This window comes from Bacillus sp. Marseille-Q1617 (genome assembly GCF_903645295.1).
In the GTDB taxonomy this organism is placed as follows: domain Bacteria; phylum Bacillota; class Bacilli; order Bacillales; family Bacillaceae_B; genus Rossellomorea.
Genome location: NZ_CAHJXM010000002.1, coordinates 50326 through 67500, shown reverse-complemented (window position 1 = coordinate 67500; position 17175 = coordinate 50326). Strand labels below are relative to the sequence as shown.

The window sequence follows — 17175 nt, the reverse complement described above, 5'->3', positions numbered from 1 at the left end:
GGTCGAGTGACTCTGCGCCGAAAATGTACCGGGGCTAAACGTATCACCGAAGCTGTGGATTGACACCTCTAGGTGTCAGTGGTAGGAGAGCGTTCTAAGGACAGTGAAGTCAGACCGTAAGGACTGGTGGAGTGCTTAGAAGTGAGAATGCCGGTATGAGTAGCGAAAGATGGGTGAGAATCCCATCCACCGAATGCCTAAGGTTTCCTGAGGAAGGCTCGTCCGCTCAGGGTTAGTCGGGACCTAAGTCGAGGCCGATAGGCGTAGACGATGGACAACAGGTTGATATTCCTGTACCACCTCTTTTCCGTTTGAGCAATGGGGGGACGCAGGAGGATAGGGTAAGCGCACTGCTGGATATGTGCGTCTAAGCAGTTAGGCTGATGATGAGGCAAATCCCATCATCGTGAAGGCTGAGCTGTGACAGCGAGCGAATTATAGTAGCGAAGTTCCTGATTCCACACTGCCAAGAAAAGCCTCTAGCGAGGAAAAAGGTGCCCGTACCGCAAACCGACACAGGTAGGCGAGGAGAGAATCCTAAGGTGAGCGAGAGAACTCTCGTTAAGGAACTCGGCAAAATGACCCCGTAACTTCGGGAGAAGGGGTGCTCTTTGAGGTGCATAGCCTCGAAGAGCCGCAGTGAATAGGCCCAGGCGACTGTTTAGCAAAAACACAGGTCTCTGCGAAGCCGTAAGGCGAAGTATAGGGGCTGACGCCTGCCCGGTGCTGGAAGGTTAAGAGGAGTGCTTAGCGCAAGCGAAGGTGCGAATCGAAGCCCCAGTAAACGGCGGCCGTAACTATAACGGTCCTAAGGTAGCGAAATTCCTTGTCGGGTAAGTTCCGACCCGCACGAAAGGCGTAACGATCTGGGCACTGTCTCAACGAGAGACTCGGTGAAATTATAGTACCTGTGAAGATGCAGGTTACCCGCGACAGGACGGAAAGACCCCGTGGAGCTTTACTGTAGCCTGATATTGAATTTTGGTACAGCTTGTACAGGATAGGTAGGAGCCTTGGAAGCCGGAGCGCCAGCTTCGGTGGAGGCGTTGGTGGGATACTACCCTGGCTGTATTGAAATTCTAACCCGCGCCCCTTATCGGGGTGGGAGACAGTGTCAGGTGGGCAGTTTGACTGGGGCGGTCGCCTCCTAAAGAGTAACGGAGGCGCCCAAAGGTTCCCTCAGAATGGTTGGAAATCATTCGCAGAGTGTAAAGGCACAAGGGAGCTTGACTGCGAGACCTACAAGTCGAGCAGGGACGAAAGTCGGGCTTAGTGATCCGGTGGTTCCGCATGGAAGGGCCATCGCTCAACGGATAAAAGCTACCCCGGGGATAACAGGCTTATCTCCCCCAAGAGTCCACATCGACGGGGAGGTTTGGCACCTCGATGTCGGCTCATCGCATCCTGGGGCTGTAGTCGGTCCCAAGGGTTGGGCTGTTCGCCCATTAAAGCGGTACGCGAGCTGGGTTCAGAACGTCGTGAGACAGTTCGGTCCCTATCCGTCGTGGGCGCAGGAAATTTGAGAGGAGCTGTCCTTAGTACGAGAGGACCGGGATGGACGCATCGCTGGTGTACCAGTTGTCTTGCCAAAGGCATCGCTGGGTAGCTATGTGCGGAAGGGATAAGTGCTGAAAGCATCTAAGCATGAAGCCCCCCTCGAGATGAGATTTCCCATCACTTTATGTGAGTAAGATCCCTGGAAGATGACCAGGTAGATAGGTCAGAGGTGGAAGCATGGCGACATGTGGAGCTGACTGATACTAATCGATCGAGGACTTAACCACAAAGAGTCATTTTTAAATGAACACATTGGTCGATATTCGGCTTTCTTGACATCAATCCTTTATCTAGTTTTGAAGGAACAACCCCTTCAATTGAATATTCGTCTGGTGATTATGGCGAAGAGGTCACACCCGTTCCCATGCCGAACACGGAAGTTAAGCTCTTCAGCGCCGATGGTAGTTGGGGGCTCTCCCCCTGTGAGAGTAGGACGTCGCCAGGCAAATAGGAAAAGCAGCTCTTTATGGGCTGTTTTTTTGTTTGGGTGAAAGGAAAATGCAGTTTTTTTTGAGTTGTGATTGGTTTTGAAAAATAATATGTGGAAATTGAAAAAATATTGTCCGGAATTGAAATATTAATCATGAACAGTGAAAAAATGAACTCCGGAACGCCCTTAAAGATCTCCTGAACGATTCCCCTATGGTGTAGGCCCACCTTATTAAATAAAAACAATTAAATTTTTCCTTTTTTAGCCCTTTAATTTGTCTATTTTAATGAAAAACCCTTCTCCTTATTGAAAAAGCGGGGGATGTTCCCCTAAAAATAAGACCGCTTTAACAAAAACACAAGAAAATGAACACGCAGATGAAGAAGTCCCCTGATTTATTATCGATAATCGACTTTTTATTATCGAAATCAAAGAATCAATTATCGAAAATCCGACTTTTATTATCGAAACCGAGAATCCTTTTTTCAATCGCATCAAGATATGATCAGAAGGGTCTCCTATCCCTCGCAAAAGATGTTTTATTATCGGAACTCTTCCCAATACCACAAACCGAACTTTTTCCAAACTTTTTAATAAAGACATACACAGACTGGGCGCTCTCTACATAAGATAAAAGTACACTTGATAATTCTGTTAGTTTAAAAGTTTAAAATACTGTATACAATTGAAGCACTTGGGGCACAATAGATTGTATGGAGGTGGAGAACCTTATGATGAATGCAGAGCGTAAGGCGGTTGAAGAGCAGTGTATTGTGTGTCAAAGTGAGAAGTCAGTTGGAATCCATCTATACACATCGTTCATCTGTACGGAATGTGAACGGGAAATGGTACAGACGGAGACGAATGATCCGGTATACAAATTGTTCGTTCAGCGATTGAAAAAAGTGAATACCCCTCAAATTTATTCATAACCAGGTGATAGACAGCTTGGTTATGATTTTTTTAGTTTTAGAAGGATAAAGTGTGGTACGATGAAGATTGATATTTGTGGTGAGAGAGGGATAAAGGTGAAGTGTGATCAATCAAGAATGCCTCTTGTTGAAGCGATCGAGAAACATGTTGAGATGGATCCCATCTCATTCCATGTTCCCGGTCATAAAAATGGTTTGTTCATAGATGAGAAGGACATGCAGTTTTTTTATAAACGTGATTTAACTGAGCTTAGCGGGTTAGATGATTTACATGACCCCTCTGAAGCTATAAAAGAAGCAGAATCATTACTCAGTGATTTGTATGGAAGTGTGAAGAGTTATTTTCTCGTGAATGGCAGTACAGCAGGGAATATTGCGGCAATACTGGCTTCATGTTCTCCTGGGGATCCTGTGCTTGTTCAAAGAAACTGTCATAAGTCTGTATTGAACGGGATCAAGCTTGCGAGAGCCGTTCCTATTTTAATAGAAACAGAGTGGGATCAAGAAGGAAGAATGCCGATCGGCGTCAATCTGGAGTCTATAAAAGCGACAGTAAAGGACTACCCGAATGCAAAGGCTTGTATACTGACGTATCCCACTTACTACGGAATGACGTACGACGTAGAAACACTGATCACTGAATTACATCATCATGGGGTTGTATGTATCATTGATGAAGCACATGGTCCGCATTTTCAGTTAGGACACCCTTTTCCGAAGTCGGCTTTGGAATCAGGTGCGGACGTTGTGATTCACTCGGCTCATAAAATGCTGCCGGCCATGACGATGGGCTCCTTTTTACATATAGGGACGAATCGTGTGAGTGAAAGAAAGATACGGGAATATTTATCGATTCTGCAATCAAGCAGTCCCTCATACCCGATTATGGCATCGCTTGATTATGCCAGGGCGTATATAGGGACGATGACAGAACAGGATATCAAGCGGAATATTGAGGAGAACAGTGGATTTGCAGAGGCGTTAAACAGAGTTCATGAGGGACTCGGAGTAAGACGTTCCGATGACCCCTTAAAACTGCTTCTTCATATGAAAGGGAAAACCGGTTATGAGCTCCAGGGATTATTGGAGCAACAAGGAATCTTTTGTGAGCTGGCAGACCCTTACTATGTTCTCATGATCCTTCCTTTGGTGAAAGGCAATCGGACCTTTCCATATAAAGAAGCGGTAAATCGGATAAAGGAAGCATTGAAGGAAATAGATGAATCAGAAGAAGAAACGACCGATGACGCCATAAAAAGAGATGCAACTAAACATTATAGTACGCTCGCATTAAGCCTTGAAGAAATGGAAGATAAGGATGAAAAGTGGATCTTGCTGGAGGAGGCTGAGGGGGAAATTTCGTCGCAAATGATCACCCCTTATCCACCAGGTATACCTTTGCTGATACCAGGTGAAAGAATTTCTCATGATACGATAGCAAGGTTGACACATTATGTGAAAAATAAAGCCAACATACAAGGTGATCATCGCTTAGATGAGAATTGCGTACGTGTTTATCGATAGATGGAGGGTATAGAAAAATGAAACAAGGAAGATTTATTACAGTTGAAGGTTCAGATGGTGCAGGCAAGTCAACGATATTGAAAGAGCTTTACGATCAGCTGGTTGAAGACGGCTATGAAGTCGTACAAACAAGAGAACCCGGAGGCATTGCCATTGCAGAGCAAATCAGGGAAGTCATTTTAAATAAAGACAATACGGCAATGGATATCCGCACGGAGGCATTGCTGTATGCCGCTGCCAGACGTCAGCATCTGGTTGAGATTATCATACCTGCTCTTGAAAAAGGTGCCATTGTCATCTGTGACCGCTTCATTGACAGTTCCCTTGCGTATCAGGGGAATGGCAGAGGGATCGGGATGATGGAAGTGATGAACATCAACCAATTTGCAATCGAGGATAAAATGCCTGACCTTACACTTTACTTCGATATCGACCCCGAAGAAGGCTTAAAGAGAATCGCTCAGCACGACGGCCGCGAAGTGAACCGGTTAGACCTTGAATCCCTGGATTTCCACCAGAAGGTTTACGAGGGTTATCAAACCCTCGTCAAACAATACCCTGACCGAATCAAGGTTGTGGATGCGAGTAGGAATAAAGAAGAAGTATTCGTGTCAGCATATGACATTGTAAAGAATTTTATTGGATAGCCAGTGTGGCGGGCAGCTTCTATTGACATAAGAGTCTATGGGAAGTTGTCTTCTTTTTTATAGGAAAGATGTCAGCAGTACCTTTTTATTGATATAATAGAAGGAAGTAAATGTCTTCGAAATGGAGGAAAGCCACATATGAAAGTCATTATGGCTGTTGTTCAGGATAAAGATAGTAATCGTTTGTCTAATGCGTTGATGGAACACAATTTTCGTTCGACAAAACTTGCAAGTACCGGAGGATTTCTAAAGTCCGGTAATACCACATTCATCATTGGTACTGAAGATATTCGTGTAGATAAAGCTTTGCAGGTGATCAAGGATAATTGCCAATCCCGTGATCAATTGGTTGCGCCGGTTTCCCCGATGGGAGGGAATGCGGACTCGTATGTCCCTTACCCGGTTGAGGTCGAGGTCGGAGGAGCGACGGTGTTTGTCCTTCCGGTCGATCAATTTCATCAGTTTTAATTAAAGCGAGGAGTTTAAGGTATGAAGATCAACCAGGATACCCGTGTGTCTTTAGACAAGCTTCAAAAGGAAAGCAGGACAACAGGGACGAGCCAAGTGAAATTCGGTCAGCTTGTCCAAAAGCATGATCAGAAGATGCAGATGGAGCAGTTGAGTAAGCTTTTGGTCACGATCGAAGACGCAGGAAGCCGTTTGGCAAAATCCAGAACCTTTAAAGACCTTGCAAAATATAAAACACTGGTTAAGAAGTTTGTAAGAGAAGCTGTAGATTTCGGCATGGATCTTAAACAGTCCCATACATGGAATCAATATGGCGAGGGAAGAAAGCTCAATATCGTGGAAACCGTCGACCGTCAGCTTGTCGAATTAACCGAAGCAGTTATGGATAAAGAAAAGAAGTCTATCGATGTATTAGGAAAAATCGGAGAAATAAAGGGATTGCTGATCAATCTCTATATGTAAGTGAGTGGTCGACATGAAGTTTGAAGAAATACAATCGTTTCAGCCGGTGGTCCTGCAGATGCTTCAGAACAGTATCATGAAGGACCGGGTTGCGCATGCCTACTTATTTGAAGGGGAAAAAGGCACACGGAAAAAGGAAGTAAGCTTGCTGTTTGCGAAAGCATTGCTTTGTGAAAACCGCAGAGACGGCAAAGCATGCGAAGAATGCAATAACTGCAGACGTGTCAATAATGGAAATCACCCGGACCTTCATCTGGTGGAGCCGGATGGCCTTTCGATAAAAAAAGAGCAGATAAAGTCGCTTCAAGAGGAGTTCTCCAAGACAGGAGTCGAATCGAAGAAAAAGATTTATATCATTGTTCATAGTGATAAAATGACTGCCAATGCCGCTAATAGTCTGTTGAAATTCCTGGAAGAACCTTTGGCGGATGCGACCGCGATCCTTATCACTGAAAATATTCATAGAATGCTGCCTACCATTCTTTCAAGGTGCCAGACGATTTCTTTCAAACCGCTGCCGAAAGAACATCTGATGAAACAATTGATGGATGAGGGCATTCAGCCGCATATGGCCTCTCTGGCGGCAAATTTGACCAATCGCTATGAAGAAGCTGTAGAAATATGTCAAAATGAGTGGTTTGCACAAGCAAGAATAATAGTGTTAAAATTATATGAAGTCCTCCAGAAAAGTCCCTTCCAAGCAATGGTGAAAATTCAAGAGGATTTTGTACAGCACTTCAAAGAAAAAGATCAAGTTGATCGAGCATTAGATCTTTTACTTCTGATATATAAAGACTTACTTCAGATCCAATTAGGAAAAGAAGAACAGCTCGTCTACCCGGACCAAAAGGAAATATGGAAATCAAACGCACTTCAAGTATCAACAAACCGCCTTTCTACTAGTATGACGGCGATACTTGAAGCAAAACGCAAGTTAAACGCCAATATGAATTCTCAGCTGCTGGTAGAACAGCTTATGCTAAAACTGCAGGGGTGATGGTCCTTTGTACGATGTTGTAGGAGTACGCTTTAAAAAAGCGGGTAAAATCTATTATTTCGATCCCGGGGCACTGGATGTCCAGAAAAACAATTACGTGATTGTTGAAACTGTCCGCGGAGTCGAATTTGGTAAAGTAGTCGTAGAAAGAAAGCAAGTCGGTGAAAATGATGTAGTGCTTCCTTTAAAAAAGGTGATACGTATCGCAGATCAAAAAGATCGTTTAACAGTGGAAGAAAACAAATCTTCTGCAGAGGAAGCCTACAATGTATGTTGTGACAAAATCAATCAGCATCAATTAGATATGAAATTAGTAGATGTAGAATATACATTTGATCGTAATAAAGTCATATTTTATTTTACAGCTGATGGGCGTGTTGATTTCCGGGAGCTGGTGAAAGACCTTGCTTCTATTTTCCGTACGCGCATTGAACTTCGTCAGATTGGCGTTCGTGACGAAGCGAAAATGCTGGGTGGTATCGGTCCTTGTGGCCGTATGCTTTGTTGTTCGACCTTTTTAGGAGATTTTGAACCGGTATCCATCAAGATGGCCAAGGATCAAAATCTGTCCCTTAATCCGACCAAGATCTCAGGGCTTTGCGGCCGCTTAATGTGTTGTCTGAAATATGAAAATGACGAATATGAAGCAGCCAAAGAAGAATTGCCTGATATTGGTGAAGTGATTAAGACACCTCATGGGAAAGGTAAAGTGGTAGGTCTTAATATTCTTGAACGTGTTCTTCAAGTCGAAATCAAAGAAGAAGAACGTGTGTTGGAATTCACTTTAGATGAAATTATGAACGCGGGTGCCGTATCATTCCAAGCCACAGAGTAACGGGGTGTAGTGTCGTGGATAAAAAAGAGTTCTTTGATTCAGTCAGCAATATGGAACAACAAATTGGTGATTTATATAATCAGTTAGGCGAGCTTAAGCGGTGCCTGGCTGAAATGCTTGAGGAGAATAATTCCCTCAAGCTTGAAAATGAACATTTGCGCCGAAGACTGGAACAGACGGAGAACTCACCGAAAAAGGAACAAACAACAGGCGATGCGGGTACGACGAGTGAGTCAGACTTAGAAGATAAACAACTGGATATCGGGGAAGGATACGATAACCTTGCCCGGCTTTACCAGGAAGGCTTCCATATATGCAACATCCATTTTGGAAGCCCTCGCAAAGACGAGGATTGCTTGTTCTGCCTTTCTTTCTTAAATAAGAAATAAAGAAGAACCTAAAGTGTAAGAATATGATAAACGACGAAAAGGGCTGATCCATTCGACAGGGATTGGTCCTTTTTGTTGAAATAACCACGGAGGATAGAGATGGTTGTACTAAAAGAGGATGAAAGATTAGATTATCTACTGGCAGAAAACATGAGGATCATCCAAAGCCCTTCGGTGTTTTCCTTTTCTTTGGATGCAGTATTGCTTGCCCGTTTCAGCTATTTGCCGTTAAAGAGAGGGAAAGTGGTTGATTTATGCTCGGGAAATGGAATCATACCACTGTTATTAAGCGCCAGAACAGAAGTTGAAATTACAGGTGTAGAGATACAGGAGCGGCTCTATGATATGGCAGAGAGAAGCATTGAGTATAATGGCGTCGAACATCAGGTTTCGATGAAGCTTGGAGATGTGAAAGAAATAAACAAACTGCTGCATCATTCTCACTATGATGTTGTGACGTGTAACCCGCCCTATTTTGAAACCCTTCCAACCGCGATGCAAAACCTGAATGAGCATTACACGATCGCCCGTCATGAGGTCCTTTGCACACTGGAAGATACGATCCAGGCAGCCAGCTACCTGCTGAAGCAGGGAGGGAAAGCTTCATTCGTGCACAGACCGGGAAGGTTGATGGATATACTGTCCCTCATGAGGAAGCACCGCCTGGAACCGAAGCGGATGAGACTCGTCTACCCGAGGCCGGGAAAAGAAGCCAATACGCTGTTAATCGAAGGAATCAAAGACGGCAAACCGGACTTGAAAGTTCTTCCGTCATTATTCGTGTACAATGAGGACAACGAGTATTCACAGGAAGTTCATGAAATCCTGTACGGGAAAGAATAAGGTAAATCAATCAGGAGGTGAAACCATTATGAACCAGCAAAAAAGCTACCAGGAAAGCGGTAAAGGCAGCCTGTATCTTGTGCCTACCCCTATTGGGAATCTGGAAGATATGACTTTCAGGGCGATCCGCATCATGAAGGAAGCCGATGTCATTGCAGCGGAGGATACAAGAAATACGAAGAAGTTGAGTAACTACTTCGAAATCGATACACCGATTATCAGTTATCATGAGCATAATAAAGAATCAAGCGGTCCAAAGCTGATCGAGAGAATGGAACAAGGTGAAACAGTTGCTCTTGTCAGTGATGCAGGGATGCCTTCCATTTCAGACCCCGGCTATGAACTGGTGAAAGCAGCCATAGAAAACGACCTCTCCGTCATCCCTCTCCCCGGGGCCAATGCTGCATTGACAGCATTGATCGCTTCCGGCTTAGCCCCCCAGCCGTTTTATTTTTACGGGTTCTTACATAGAGGGAAGAAAGAGAAGCGTGCTGAATTGGAAAGGCTTCGTTCCTTGAAGGATACGTTTATCCTGTATGAATCGCCGCATAGACTGAAGGAAACACTCAAGGAATTGCATCAAGCCCTTGGAAACAGACAGATTGTCATTTGCCGTGAGCTGACAAAGAAATTTGAAGAGTTTATCCGCGGTCCTTTGGAAGAAGTATTGAAGTGGGCTGAGAGCGGTGAAGTAAGAGGGGAATTCTGTTTACTGATAGAAGGAAATCAGCATCCGGAGGAAGAAGAACAAGAAGATTGGTGGGAGGACTATTCCTTAAAAGATCATGTTCAGTATTATATAGAAGAAAAAGAAATGTCCTCTAAACTGGCGATCAAAGAAGTGGCCAAAGAAAGAAACCTCCAGAAGAGAGAAGTCTATCAGGCATTTCACGTAGAGAATGAATAGAAAAAGGGCTGAGTTCATGACTCAGCCCTTCTATTTATTAGTAAAAAGCTTATTTTGCTTGGAAAGAATTTTGGATTTCTTTAATCAATTGTTCTGCACCTTCACGGCTTAGAATCAATTTACCATCTGCAAGCTTGATGTTGTCATCAGATACTTCACCAGTAATTTGGCAAGTCATGCTTGGCTTGTATTTCTTAAGGATAATTCTTTCGTCGTCCACGTAGATCTCAAGAGCATCTTTCTCAGCGATGCCAAGTGTACGGCGAAGTTCGATTGGAATAACGACACGGCCTAATTCATCAACTTTTCTTACAATACCTGTAGATTTCATGTAATTTCTCCTCCAAAAAATGTTTTATTTTATCTCTCTAGTTAGTTCTATGTTCGTCAATATTCGACATTTTTCTGTTTCTGGTAATATCATACCAACGATTTTATCTATCGTCAATAATTATATTTGTAAATTTTTAAAAATAACTTACAACAAAAAAGTTGATATGATAAGCTTTACAGAGTATTGTAAAAAAATGTATTACCAATTTAATATTATTGTAATCAAAAGAAACTTGTCGAATAATCTTTGCACACGCAATAATTCGACAGAAATCGACATGTTTCTTCTTTCGTTTCGACATACCCTAATCGATGTACCGTACAGTTGCAGAATCACTATATTTTAGGTATATTTTGATGAGATAAGAGGTTAAGATAATAGGTAAGACAATAGAAAAAATCCACTCTATACCATTCGGACCCGCCTGGATGTTTATGTGGGCATTTTAGAAAGAAAGAGGAGGAAGCGAAAGTGGAAGAAAAATTGAAGACCTTCTATATTACAACACCAATCTACTATCCAAGTGGAAATTTACATATTGGCCATGCATATACGACAGTGGCCGGAGATGCGATGGCCCGTTATAAAAGAATGCGCGGATTCGATGTCAAATATTTAACGGGTACCGATGAGCACGGGCAAAAAATTCAGCGGAAAGCGGAAGAGCAGGGCATCAGCCCTCAAAGCTACGTAGATAATATCGTCAGCGGCATCAAGGATTTGTGGGGGAAACTGGACATCTCCTATGATGATTTCATCCGTACAACGGAGAATCGCCATAAAGACATCGTCGAGAAGATCTTCAAACAATTGGTGGATCAAGGCGACATCTACCTTGATCAATATGAAGGATGGTACTGTACGCCATGTGAATCCTTCTTCACTGAAAGACAGCTTGAAAACGGAAACTGCCCTGACTGCGGACGTCCTGTCGAAAAGGTAAAAGAAGAATCATACTTCTTTAAGATGAGTAAATATGTCGATCGTCTGCTGGCTTATTATAATGAAAATCCTGAATTCATCCAGCCTGAGTCACGTAAAAATGAGATGGTGAATAACTTCATCAAGCCTGGCTTAGAGGATCTGGCTGTATCAAGAACCACATTCGACTGGGGTGTGAAGGTTCCGGGTGATCCCAAGCATGTTATCTATGTATGGGTCGATGCGCTATCTAATTATATTACATCTTTAGGATATGGCAGTGAAAATGATAAAGAGTATCTTAAATATTGGCCAGCGGATGTTCATTTGGTAGGGAAGGAAATTGTCCGCTTCCACACGATTTACTGGCCGATCATGTTGATGGCATTAGACCTGCCTCTTCCTAAAAAGGTATTTGCCCACGGGTGGTTATTGATGAAAGACGGTAAAATGTCGAAGTCAAAAGGGAATGTGGTCGATCCGGTCACGCTGATTGACCGCTACGGTCTTGATTCACTGCGTTACTACTTATTAAGGGAAGTTCCATTTGGTTCCGACGGTGTATTCACGCCGGAAGGATTTGTAGAACGCATCAACTTCGATCTTGCCAATGACCTTGGTAACCTGTTGAACAGAACGGTTGCCATGATCAACAAGTATTTTGACGGTGTGATCCCGGCATATACTGGTTCGAATGGAGAGTTCGATCAAAATCTATTGAGCATCAACAAGGAAACAGCGGAAAGATACGAAGAAGCAATGGAAAACATGGAATTTTCGGTTGTGCTATCCAGCCTATGGCAGCTGGTGAGCCGTACAAATAAATATATAGATGAAACTCAGCCTTGGGCACTAGCAAAAGAAGAAGATAAGAAAGACGAATTGGGAAGTGTCATGAGCCACCTGGCAGAATCCCTTCGCAGAGTTGCCGTTCTCCTGCAGCCATTCCTAACGAGAACACCAAAGAAAATCTTTGAACAGCTGAATCTCCACGATGAAAAACTTCAAACGTGGGAAAGCTTAGAGGAATTTGGTGCCATCCCTGAAGGAACTGAAGTGGTGAAGAAAGGCGAGCCGATCTTTCCGCGTCTTGACCTGCAGGAAGAGGTTGACTATATCAAAGAAAAAATGCAGGGAAGCAAGCCTGCTCAAGAAGAAAAAGCAGCTGCTCCGGCACCGGATGAGAGTGATGAAATCACCATTGATGACTTCATGAAAGTAGAGCTTAGAGTGGCACAAGTAGTAGATGCCGAACATGTTAAAAAAGCGGATAAACTCCTTAAAATCCAACTTGATCTCGGGTACGAAAAGAGACAAGTGGTATCCGGAATCGCTAAACACTATAAGCCTGAAGAGTTAGTCGGAAAGAAAGTCATCTGCGTAACCAACCTGAAGCCGGTAAAATTACGGGGAGAACTTTCCCAAGGAATGATTCTTGCTGGAGAAGAAAACGGCACCCTATCCCTCGCAACAGTGGACCAAACACTGCCAAACGGGACAAAAGTAAAATAAACAAGCAACAAAAGGATGTTCCACGTGGAACATCCTTTTGTTATCTTGAAATAATATATCAAAAAGTGATGTGTTTTCAATATACGCATTGACCTCGGTTTATATTATATAAAGATAATAACTTGGAAAGAAGTAATCAAATTATTTTAGAATTTGCTTTGAAGCCTATACAATGTACGAAGATAGATAATAATAAAGATGGAAAAATTGATAGCAGCTAGATCCAGCTGTTAATTACTAACATGCGGTAAAGTAATGAAGTAAATATTTTCTCGCTAATCCATAATTTGTAACCTAATTGTTACGTTGCTGAGATGCTTGTTACTCACTTTTATAATAAAATTATTTTTAACACGAGGAGTGTCACACATGTTATTTGATACACATGTTCATTTGAACGCTGAACAATTCAATGAAGATCTTGAGGAGGTAATTTCAAGAGCAAAGGAAACAGGAGTAGGAAAGATGGTTGTTGTCGGCTTTGACCGTCCTACCATCGAAAGAGCCATGGAACTGGTGGAACACTATGATTTTCTATATGCAAGCGTAGGCTGGCACCCTGTAGATGCAATTGATATGAAAGATGAGGATCTTGCTTGGATAGAAGAGCTTTCCTCACATCCCAAAGTAGTCGCCCTGGGTGAGATGGGCCTTGATTATCACTGGGATAAATCACCAAAGGACGTTCAAAAAGAAGTGTTCAGAAAACAAATTCACTTAGCGAAAAAAGTAAAACTGCCGATCATCATACATAACAGGGAAGCGACTCAGGATATAGTCGATATCCTTCGGGAAGAAGGAGCTGAAGAAGTTGGCGGAATCATGCACTGCTTCAGCGGAAGTCCTGAAATCGCCCAGGAATGCGTAGACATGAATTTCTATATTTCCCTTGGCGGACCGGTGACGTTCAAGAACGCGAAGAAGCCAAAAGAAGTAGCTCAGGCAATTCCATTGGAAAAGCTTCTCATCGAGACGGACTGCCCGTATCTTGCCCCTCATCCGAACAGAGGGAAAAGGAATGAACCTGCGTATGTGAAACTGGTAGCAGAGCAGATTGCAGAATTGAAAGGCATCTCCTTAGAAGAAGTAGAAAAGATCACAACCGAAAATGCAAACAAATTATTCAACATAAACTGACATCGAATGGTGTCGAGAATTGAGAGAGCATGTCCAACTGTTTAATGAAAACAAAAAGTTCTACATAGCTTTTGCCTTTCATAGGATAACCGTGTCGATAACTCTCTCTTTTCTTTTTCTCTTTTTTTATGCATAATATGTCCTATGTTCCCCGGTTTTCAATATTTTGCTAGATTAAGAAAAAAGAAGCAAGGGTTGACACTCTCTGGAATACTCTATATAATCACTCCGAGAAAAGGAGGCGTTTTTCATGAAGATCAAAAACATGAAAAGCCTGTTTTCCAAGTCTTTGAGTCGAAGGAAATGGATCGCTGCAATCGCAACCATTGCAGCATCGGCAGCTGTATTCGGAATCCTTTTTTATGAAGGTTCCAAAAACACTGTAGCATTGACCCTAGACGGCGAGCAAAAAGAGATAAGAACGCATGCAAACACGATTCAAGATATATTAAAAGAATTAGAGATTTCAACCCGCTCAGAAGACTATTTGTATCCCTCGGGAACAACAAAGGTTACAAACAACATGAAGATCGTTTGGAAACCGGCAAAACAGGTAGAAGTATCAGTTGGGGATCAGAAGAAGAAAATCTGGACCAATGCTGATACCGTAAAAGAGTTACTATCGGAGAACGAGATAGAAGTAGGGGAACATGATAAGGTTCAGCCAGACTTATCCAAGAAGATCACAGGGGACATGAAAATTACCATTGAGGAAGCCTTTCCACTTCAGCTCGTGGATGGAGGCAAAAAGCAAAAGGCATGGTCCACTTCGACTACGGTCGCTGACTTTTTAAAGCAACAGGGAATCACACTCAATAAAACCGATCGCGTTGAACCAGGCTTAGACAAATTCGTCAAAGCAGATGATGTCATTAATGTCGTTCGAGTTGAAAAAGTCACCGATGTAGTGGAAGAGACAACTGACTTTACGGTTGTTTCTCGAAAAGACTCAGACCTTTCCAAAGGCAAGGAAAAAGTTGTGCAGGAAGGGAAAAAGGGTCTAGTTGAAAAGAAATACGAAATCGTCAAAGAAAATGGAAAAGAAGTTTCCAGAAAGTTAGTCAGTGAAAAAGTGGTAAAAGACAGCCAGGATAAAATTGTGAACGTCGGCACGAAGGTCCTCGTGGCTCAGGTTTCTCGGGGAAGCTCGTCTTCCGCTTCAGCTTCGGCTTCAGCTTCAGCTTCAGCAGAGAGCGGCGGCAGGGAATTCTATGTGAGCTCGACAGCCTATACTGCGTCATGTAACGGATGCTCAGGCTATACCGCCACAGGAATCAACCTTAAAGCTAACCCTGGTATTAAAGTCATTGCAGTCGATCCTTCAGTGATTCCGTTAGGTACGAAAGTATATGTTGAAGGGTACGGCTATGCCGTGGCAGCTGATACAGGCGGTGCAATCAGAGGAAATAAAATCGATGTTTTCTTTGCCTCCAAGTCAGATGCATACCGCTGGGGAAGAAAAACGATAAAAGTAAAAATATTAGACTAAGAGCAGGGGTCTTCTCCTGCTTTTTTCTTTTTGTATAAGCGTTTAGATAATTTAGTTATAATAAAAATAATGAGTTCTACTGATTAGACGATCGTGACTGAAAATAAGTTTCAACTTTTTTGGAGGTTTTATGAAAATAAAAGAAATCATTGTGGTGGAAGGCAAGGATGATACGGTAGCGATTCAGAGGGCCGTATCAGCCGATACGATTGAAACAAACGGCTCGGCGGTTTCTGCTGTCACGATTGAAAAAATAAGGCATGCGCAAGAAAAAAGAGGTGTCATCATCTTCACAGATCCCGATTACCCCGGTGAGCGTATCAGGAAGATTGTCAGTGAGTCCGTTCCCGGCTGCAAACACGCCTTCGTACACAAGAAGGATGCCCTCCCGAAGGCAGGGAGGGGAATAGGCGTAGAGCATGCTTCTCCTGAAGTGATAAGGGAAGCCCTGAGGGAAGCTCATATGATCGAAGATGACAATGAAGAAATCATTACAAAGGATGATCTGGTAACAGCAGGGCTGATCGGGAGCCCGAAGTCCAAAGACAGAAGGATAGCACTTGGTGAGAAGCTTAGAATCGGATACACTAATGGTAAACAGCTTCATAAGCGTTTGATGATGTTCAATATCCAGAAGGATGAATTCAAGCGTGCGCTAATGGAAATTATTCAGGAGGAAACTAATGCATAAAGATATTGCCACCCCGCTGCGTACAAAAGAGATATTGGGAAAATACGGATTTTCTTTTAAAAAGAGCCTCGGTCAGAATTTCCTGATCGATCCGAATATACTGCGAAATATAACAGAGCATGCAGGCCTCTCGAAGGGCACTGCAGCCATTGAAATCGGACCGGGCATCGGAGCCCTCACAGAACATCTGGCCCGCACGTCAGGCAAGGTAGTCGCATTTGAGATCGATCAGAGACTGATCCCGATCCTGGGAGATACCCTGTCACCTTATGATAATGTGAAAATCATCAATGAGGATGTTTTAGAAGCAAATGTGAAATCGATCATAGAGGAAGAGTTTGCAGACTTTGAAGACATCATGGTCGTGGCCAACCTTCCGTATTACGTTACTACGCCGATCATTCTTAAGCTCTTGATGGAACGGCTGCCGATCAGGGGGATCTGTGTCATGCTTCAAAAGGAAGTCGGGGACCGGATTTCGGCCAAGCCTGGAACGAAGGAATACGGCTCATTATCGATTGCGATTCAATACTACACAGTAGCGGAAATGGTCATGACAGTTCCGAAGACGGTCTTTATGCCGCAGCCGAATGTAGATTCTGCAGTAATCCGTTTAACGAAGAGAGAAAAGCCCCCTGTGGAAGTGATCGATGAGGATTTCTTCTTTACGGTGACCCGTTCTTCCTTTGCTCAGCGCAGGAAAACGATACTGAACAATCTGACCAGCCAGCTGCCGGACGGGAAAGAAAAGAAAGAACACATCTTAGAAGCGTTGTCAAAGGCGGGAGTGGAGCCTTCGAGAAGAGGGGAGACACTCACCATCGAGGAGTTTGGTGCGTTAAGTGATGCACTTTATCCGCAGTTTAATTAAATAGCTGGAATTATTGAGACTGTCTTCTGATATCATGTGAATGATTTTGGAAGGCAGCTTTTTTGTTGGAGAGCCTATAATTCATTTTCATATTTTGTTAAAGCCGGCATAAAATGAAACATTGATGTCCAAATGGGGCCTCAGCAAATAAAGTGGTCAGCCTTTTAAAAATGTATATTTTTGCAGACGGAACCATTCCGGAGTTCAGATGAGGATACACCCACATTTA

General features: G+C 43.2%; 16 protein-coding genes and 2 rRNA genes (1 of these 18 only partly in view). 17 read left to right on the top strand and 1 reads right to left on the bottom strand.

What is annotated here, in order from left to right; genetic code table 11:
• The 12 genes from HWX64_RS11870 to rsmI all read left to right on the top strand — a co-directional run.
• Positions 1-1784: ribosomal RNA gene (locus HWX64_RS11870) — 23S ribosomal RNA — on the top strand; it begins 1152 nt to the left of the window's first position.
• A gap of 101 nt (positions 1785-1885) precedes the next feature.
• Positions 1886-2002 (top strand): 5S ribosomal RNA (gene rrf, locus HWX64_RS11865).
• A 716-nt stretch (positions 2003-2718) separates the two neighbouring features.
• On the top strand, positions 2719-2919 hold the full coding sequence (locus HWX64_RS11860) for a sigma factor G inhibitor Gin (RefSeq protein ID WP_231937995.1): 201 nt from the start codon (positions 2719-2721) through the stop codon (positions 2917-2919).
• 96 nt (positions 2920-3015) lie between these two features.
• Positions 3016-4443, top strand: a complete 1428-nt coding sequence (locus tag HWX64_RS11855; RefSeq protein WP_175989790.1) for an aminotransferase class I/II-fold pyridoxal phosphate-dependent enzyme — start codon at positions 3016-3018, stop codon at positions 4441-4443.
• A 17-nt stretch (positions 4444-4460) separates the two neighbouring features.
• Entirely contained in the window at positions 4461-5090 is a 630-nt protein-coding gene (gene tmk / locus HWX64_RS11850) for a dTMP kinase (protein ID WP_175989789.1), read from the top strand.
• A gap of 138 nt (positions 5091-5228) precedes the next feature.
• Positions 5229-5558: a cyclic-di-AMP receptor gene (locus tag HWX64_RS11845; protein WP_175989788.1), complete on the top strand. Its 330-nt coding sequence runs from the start codon at positions 5229-5231 to the stop codon at positions 5556-5558.
• Between the two features lie 21 nt (positions 5559-5579).
• Complete coding sequence (locus tag HWX64_RS11840) at positions 5580-6020, top strand: YaaR family protein (protein ID WP_175989787.1); 441 nt, start codon at positions 5580-5582, stop codon at positions 6018-6020.
• Between the two features lie 13 nt (positions 6021-6033).
• Entirely contained in the window at positions 6034-7017 is a 984-nt protein-coding gene (holB, locus tag HWX64_RS11835; RefSeq protein ID WP_175989786.1) for a DNA polymerase III subunit delta', read from the top strand.
• 7 nt (positions 7018-7024) lie between these two features.
• On the top strand, positions 7025-7852 hold the full coding sequence (locus HWX64_RS11830; RefSeq protein ID WP_175989785.1) for a stage 0 sporulation family protein: 828 nt from the start codon (positions 7025-7027) through the stop codon (positions 7850-7852).
• Between the two features lie 14 nt (positions 7853-7866).
• A complete protein-coding gene (yabA, locus tag HWX64_RS11825) occupies positions 7867-8241 on the top strand; it encodes a DNA replication initiation control protein YabA (protein ID WP_175989784.1) in 375 nt (124 codons plus the stop codon).
• Between the two features lie 99 nt (positions 8242-8340).
• A complete protein-coding gene (locus tag HWX64_RS11820; protein ID WP_175989783.1) occupies positions 8341-9084 on the top strand; it encodes a tRNA1(Val) (adenine(37)-N6)-methyltransferase in 744 nt (247 codons plus the stop codon).
• A 28-nt stretch (positions 9085-9112) separates the two neighbouring features.
• A complete protein-coding gene (gene rsmI, locus HWX64_RS11815; RefSeq protein ID WP_175989782.1) occupies positions 9113-9991 on the top strand; it encodes a 16S rRNA (cytidine(1402)-2'-O)-methyltransferase in 879 nt (292 codons plus the stop codon).
• Positions 9992-10040: 49 nt separating this feature from the next.
• On the opposite strand, the gene HWX64_RS11810 is transcribed toward rsmI, so the two are convergent.
• Positions 10041-10322, bottom strand: coding sequence for an AbrB/MazE/SpoVT family DNA-binding domain-containing protein (locus HWX64_RS11810; RefSeq protein ID WP_172253980.1), 282 nt, complete (start codon positions 10320-10322; stop codon positions 10041-10043).
• 474 nt (positions 10323-10796) lie between these two features.
• Here HWX64_RS11810 and metG point away from each other — a divergent pair, with 474 nt between their 5' ends.
• The 5 genes from metG to rsmA all read left to right on the top strand — a co-directional run bounded on the left by metG (position 10797) and on the right by rsmA (position 16946).
• Positions 10797-12758, top strand: a complete 1962-nt coding sequence (gene metG / locus HWX64_RS11805; protein ID WP_175989781.1) for a methionine--tRNA ligase — start codon at positions 10797-10799, stop codon at positions 12756-12758.
• 369 nt (positions 12759-13127) lie between these two features.
• Positions 13128-13895 carry a TatD family hydrolase gene (locus tag HWX64_RS11800; RefSeq protein WP_175989780.1) on the top strand — a complete coding sequence of 256 codons (768 nt, stop codon included), beginning with the start codon at positions 13128-13130 and terminating at the stop codon, positions 13893-13895.
• A 250-nt stretch (positions 13896-14145) separates the two neighbouring features.
• Positions 14146-15384, top strand: coding sequence for a G5 and 3D domain-containing protein (locus HWX64_RS11795; RefSeq protein ID WP_254871137.1), 1239 nt, complete (start codon positions 14146-14148; stop codon positions 15382-15384).
• A gap of 130 nt (positions 15385-15514) precedes the next feature.
• The gene (gene rnmV / locus HWX64_RS11790; protein WP_175989779.1) at positions 15515-16075 is read left to right on the top strand and encodes a ribonuclease M5; all 561 of its coding nucleotides are present in this window, start codon (positions 15515-15517) and stop codon (positions 16073-16075) included.
• Complete coding sequence (gene rsmA / locus HWX64_RS11785; protein WP_175989778.1) at positions 16068-16946, top strand: 16S rRNA (adenine(1518)-N(6)/adenine(1519)-N(6))-dimethyltransferase RsmA; 879 nt, start codon at positions 16068-16070, stop codon at positions 16944-16946. Before rnmV ends, rsmA begins: the two co-directional genes overlap by 8 nt.
• Positions 16947-17175 lie beyond the last annotated feature (229 nt).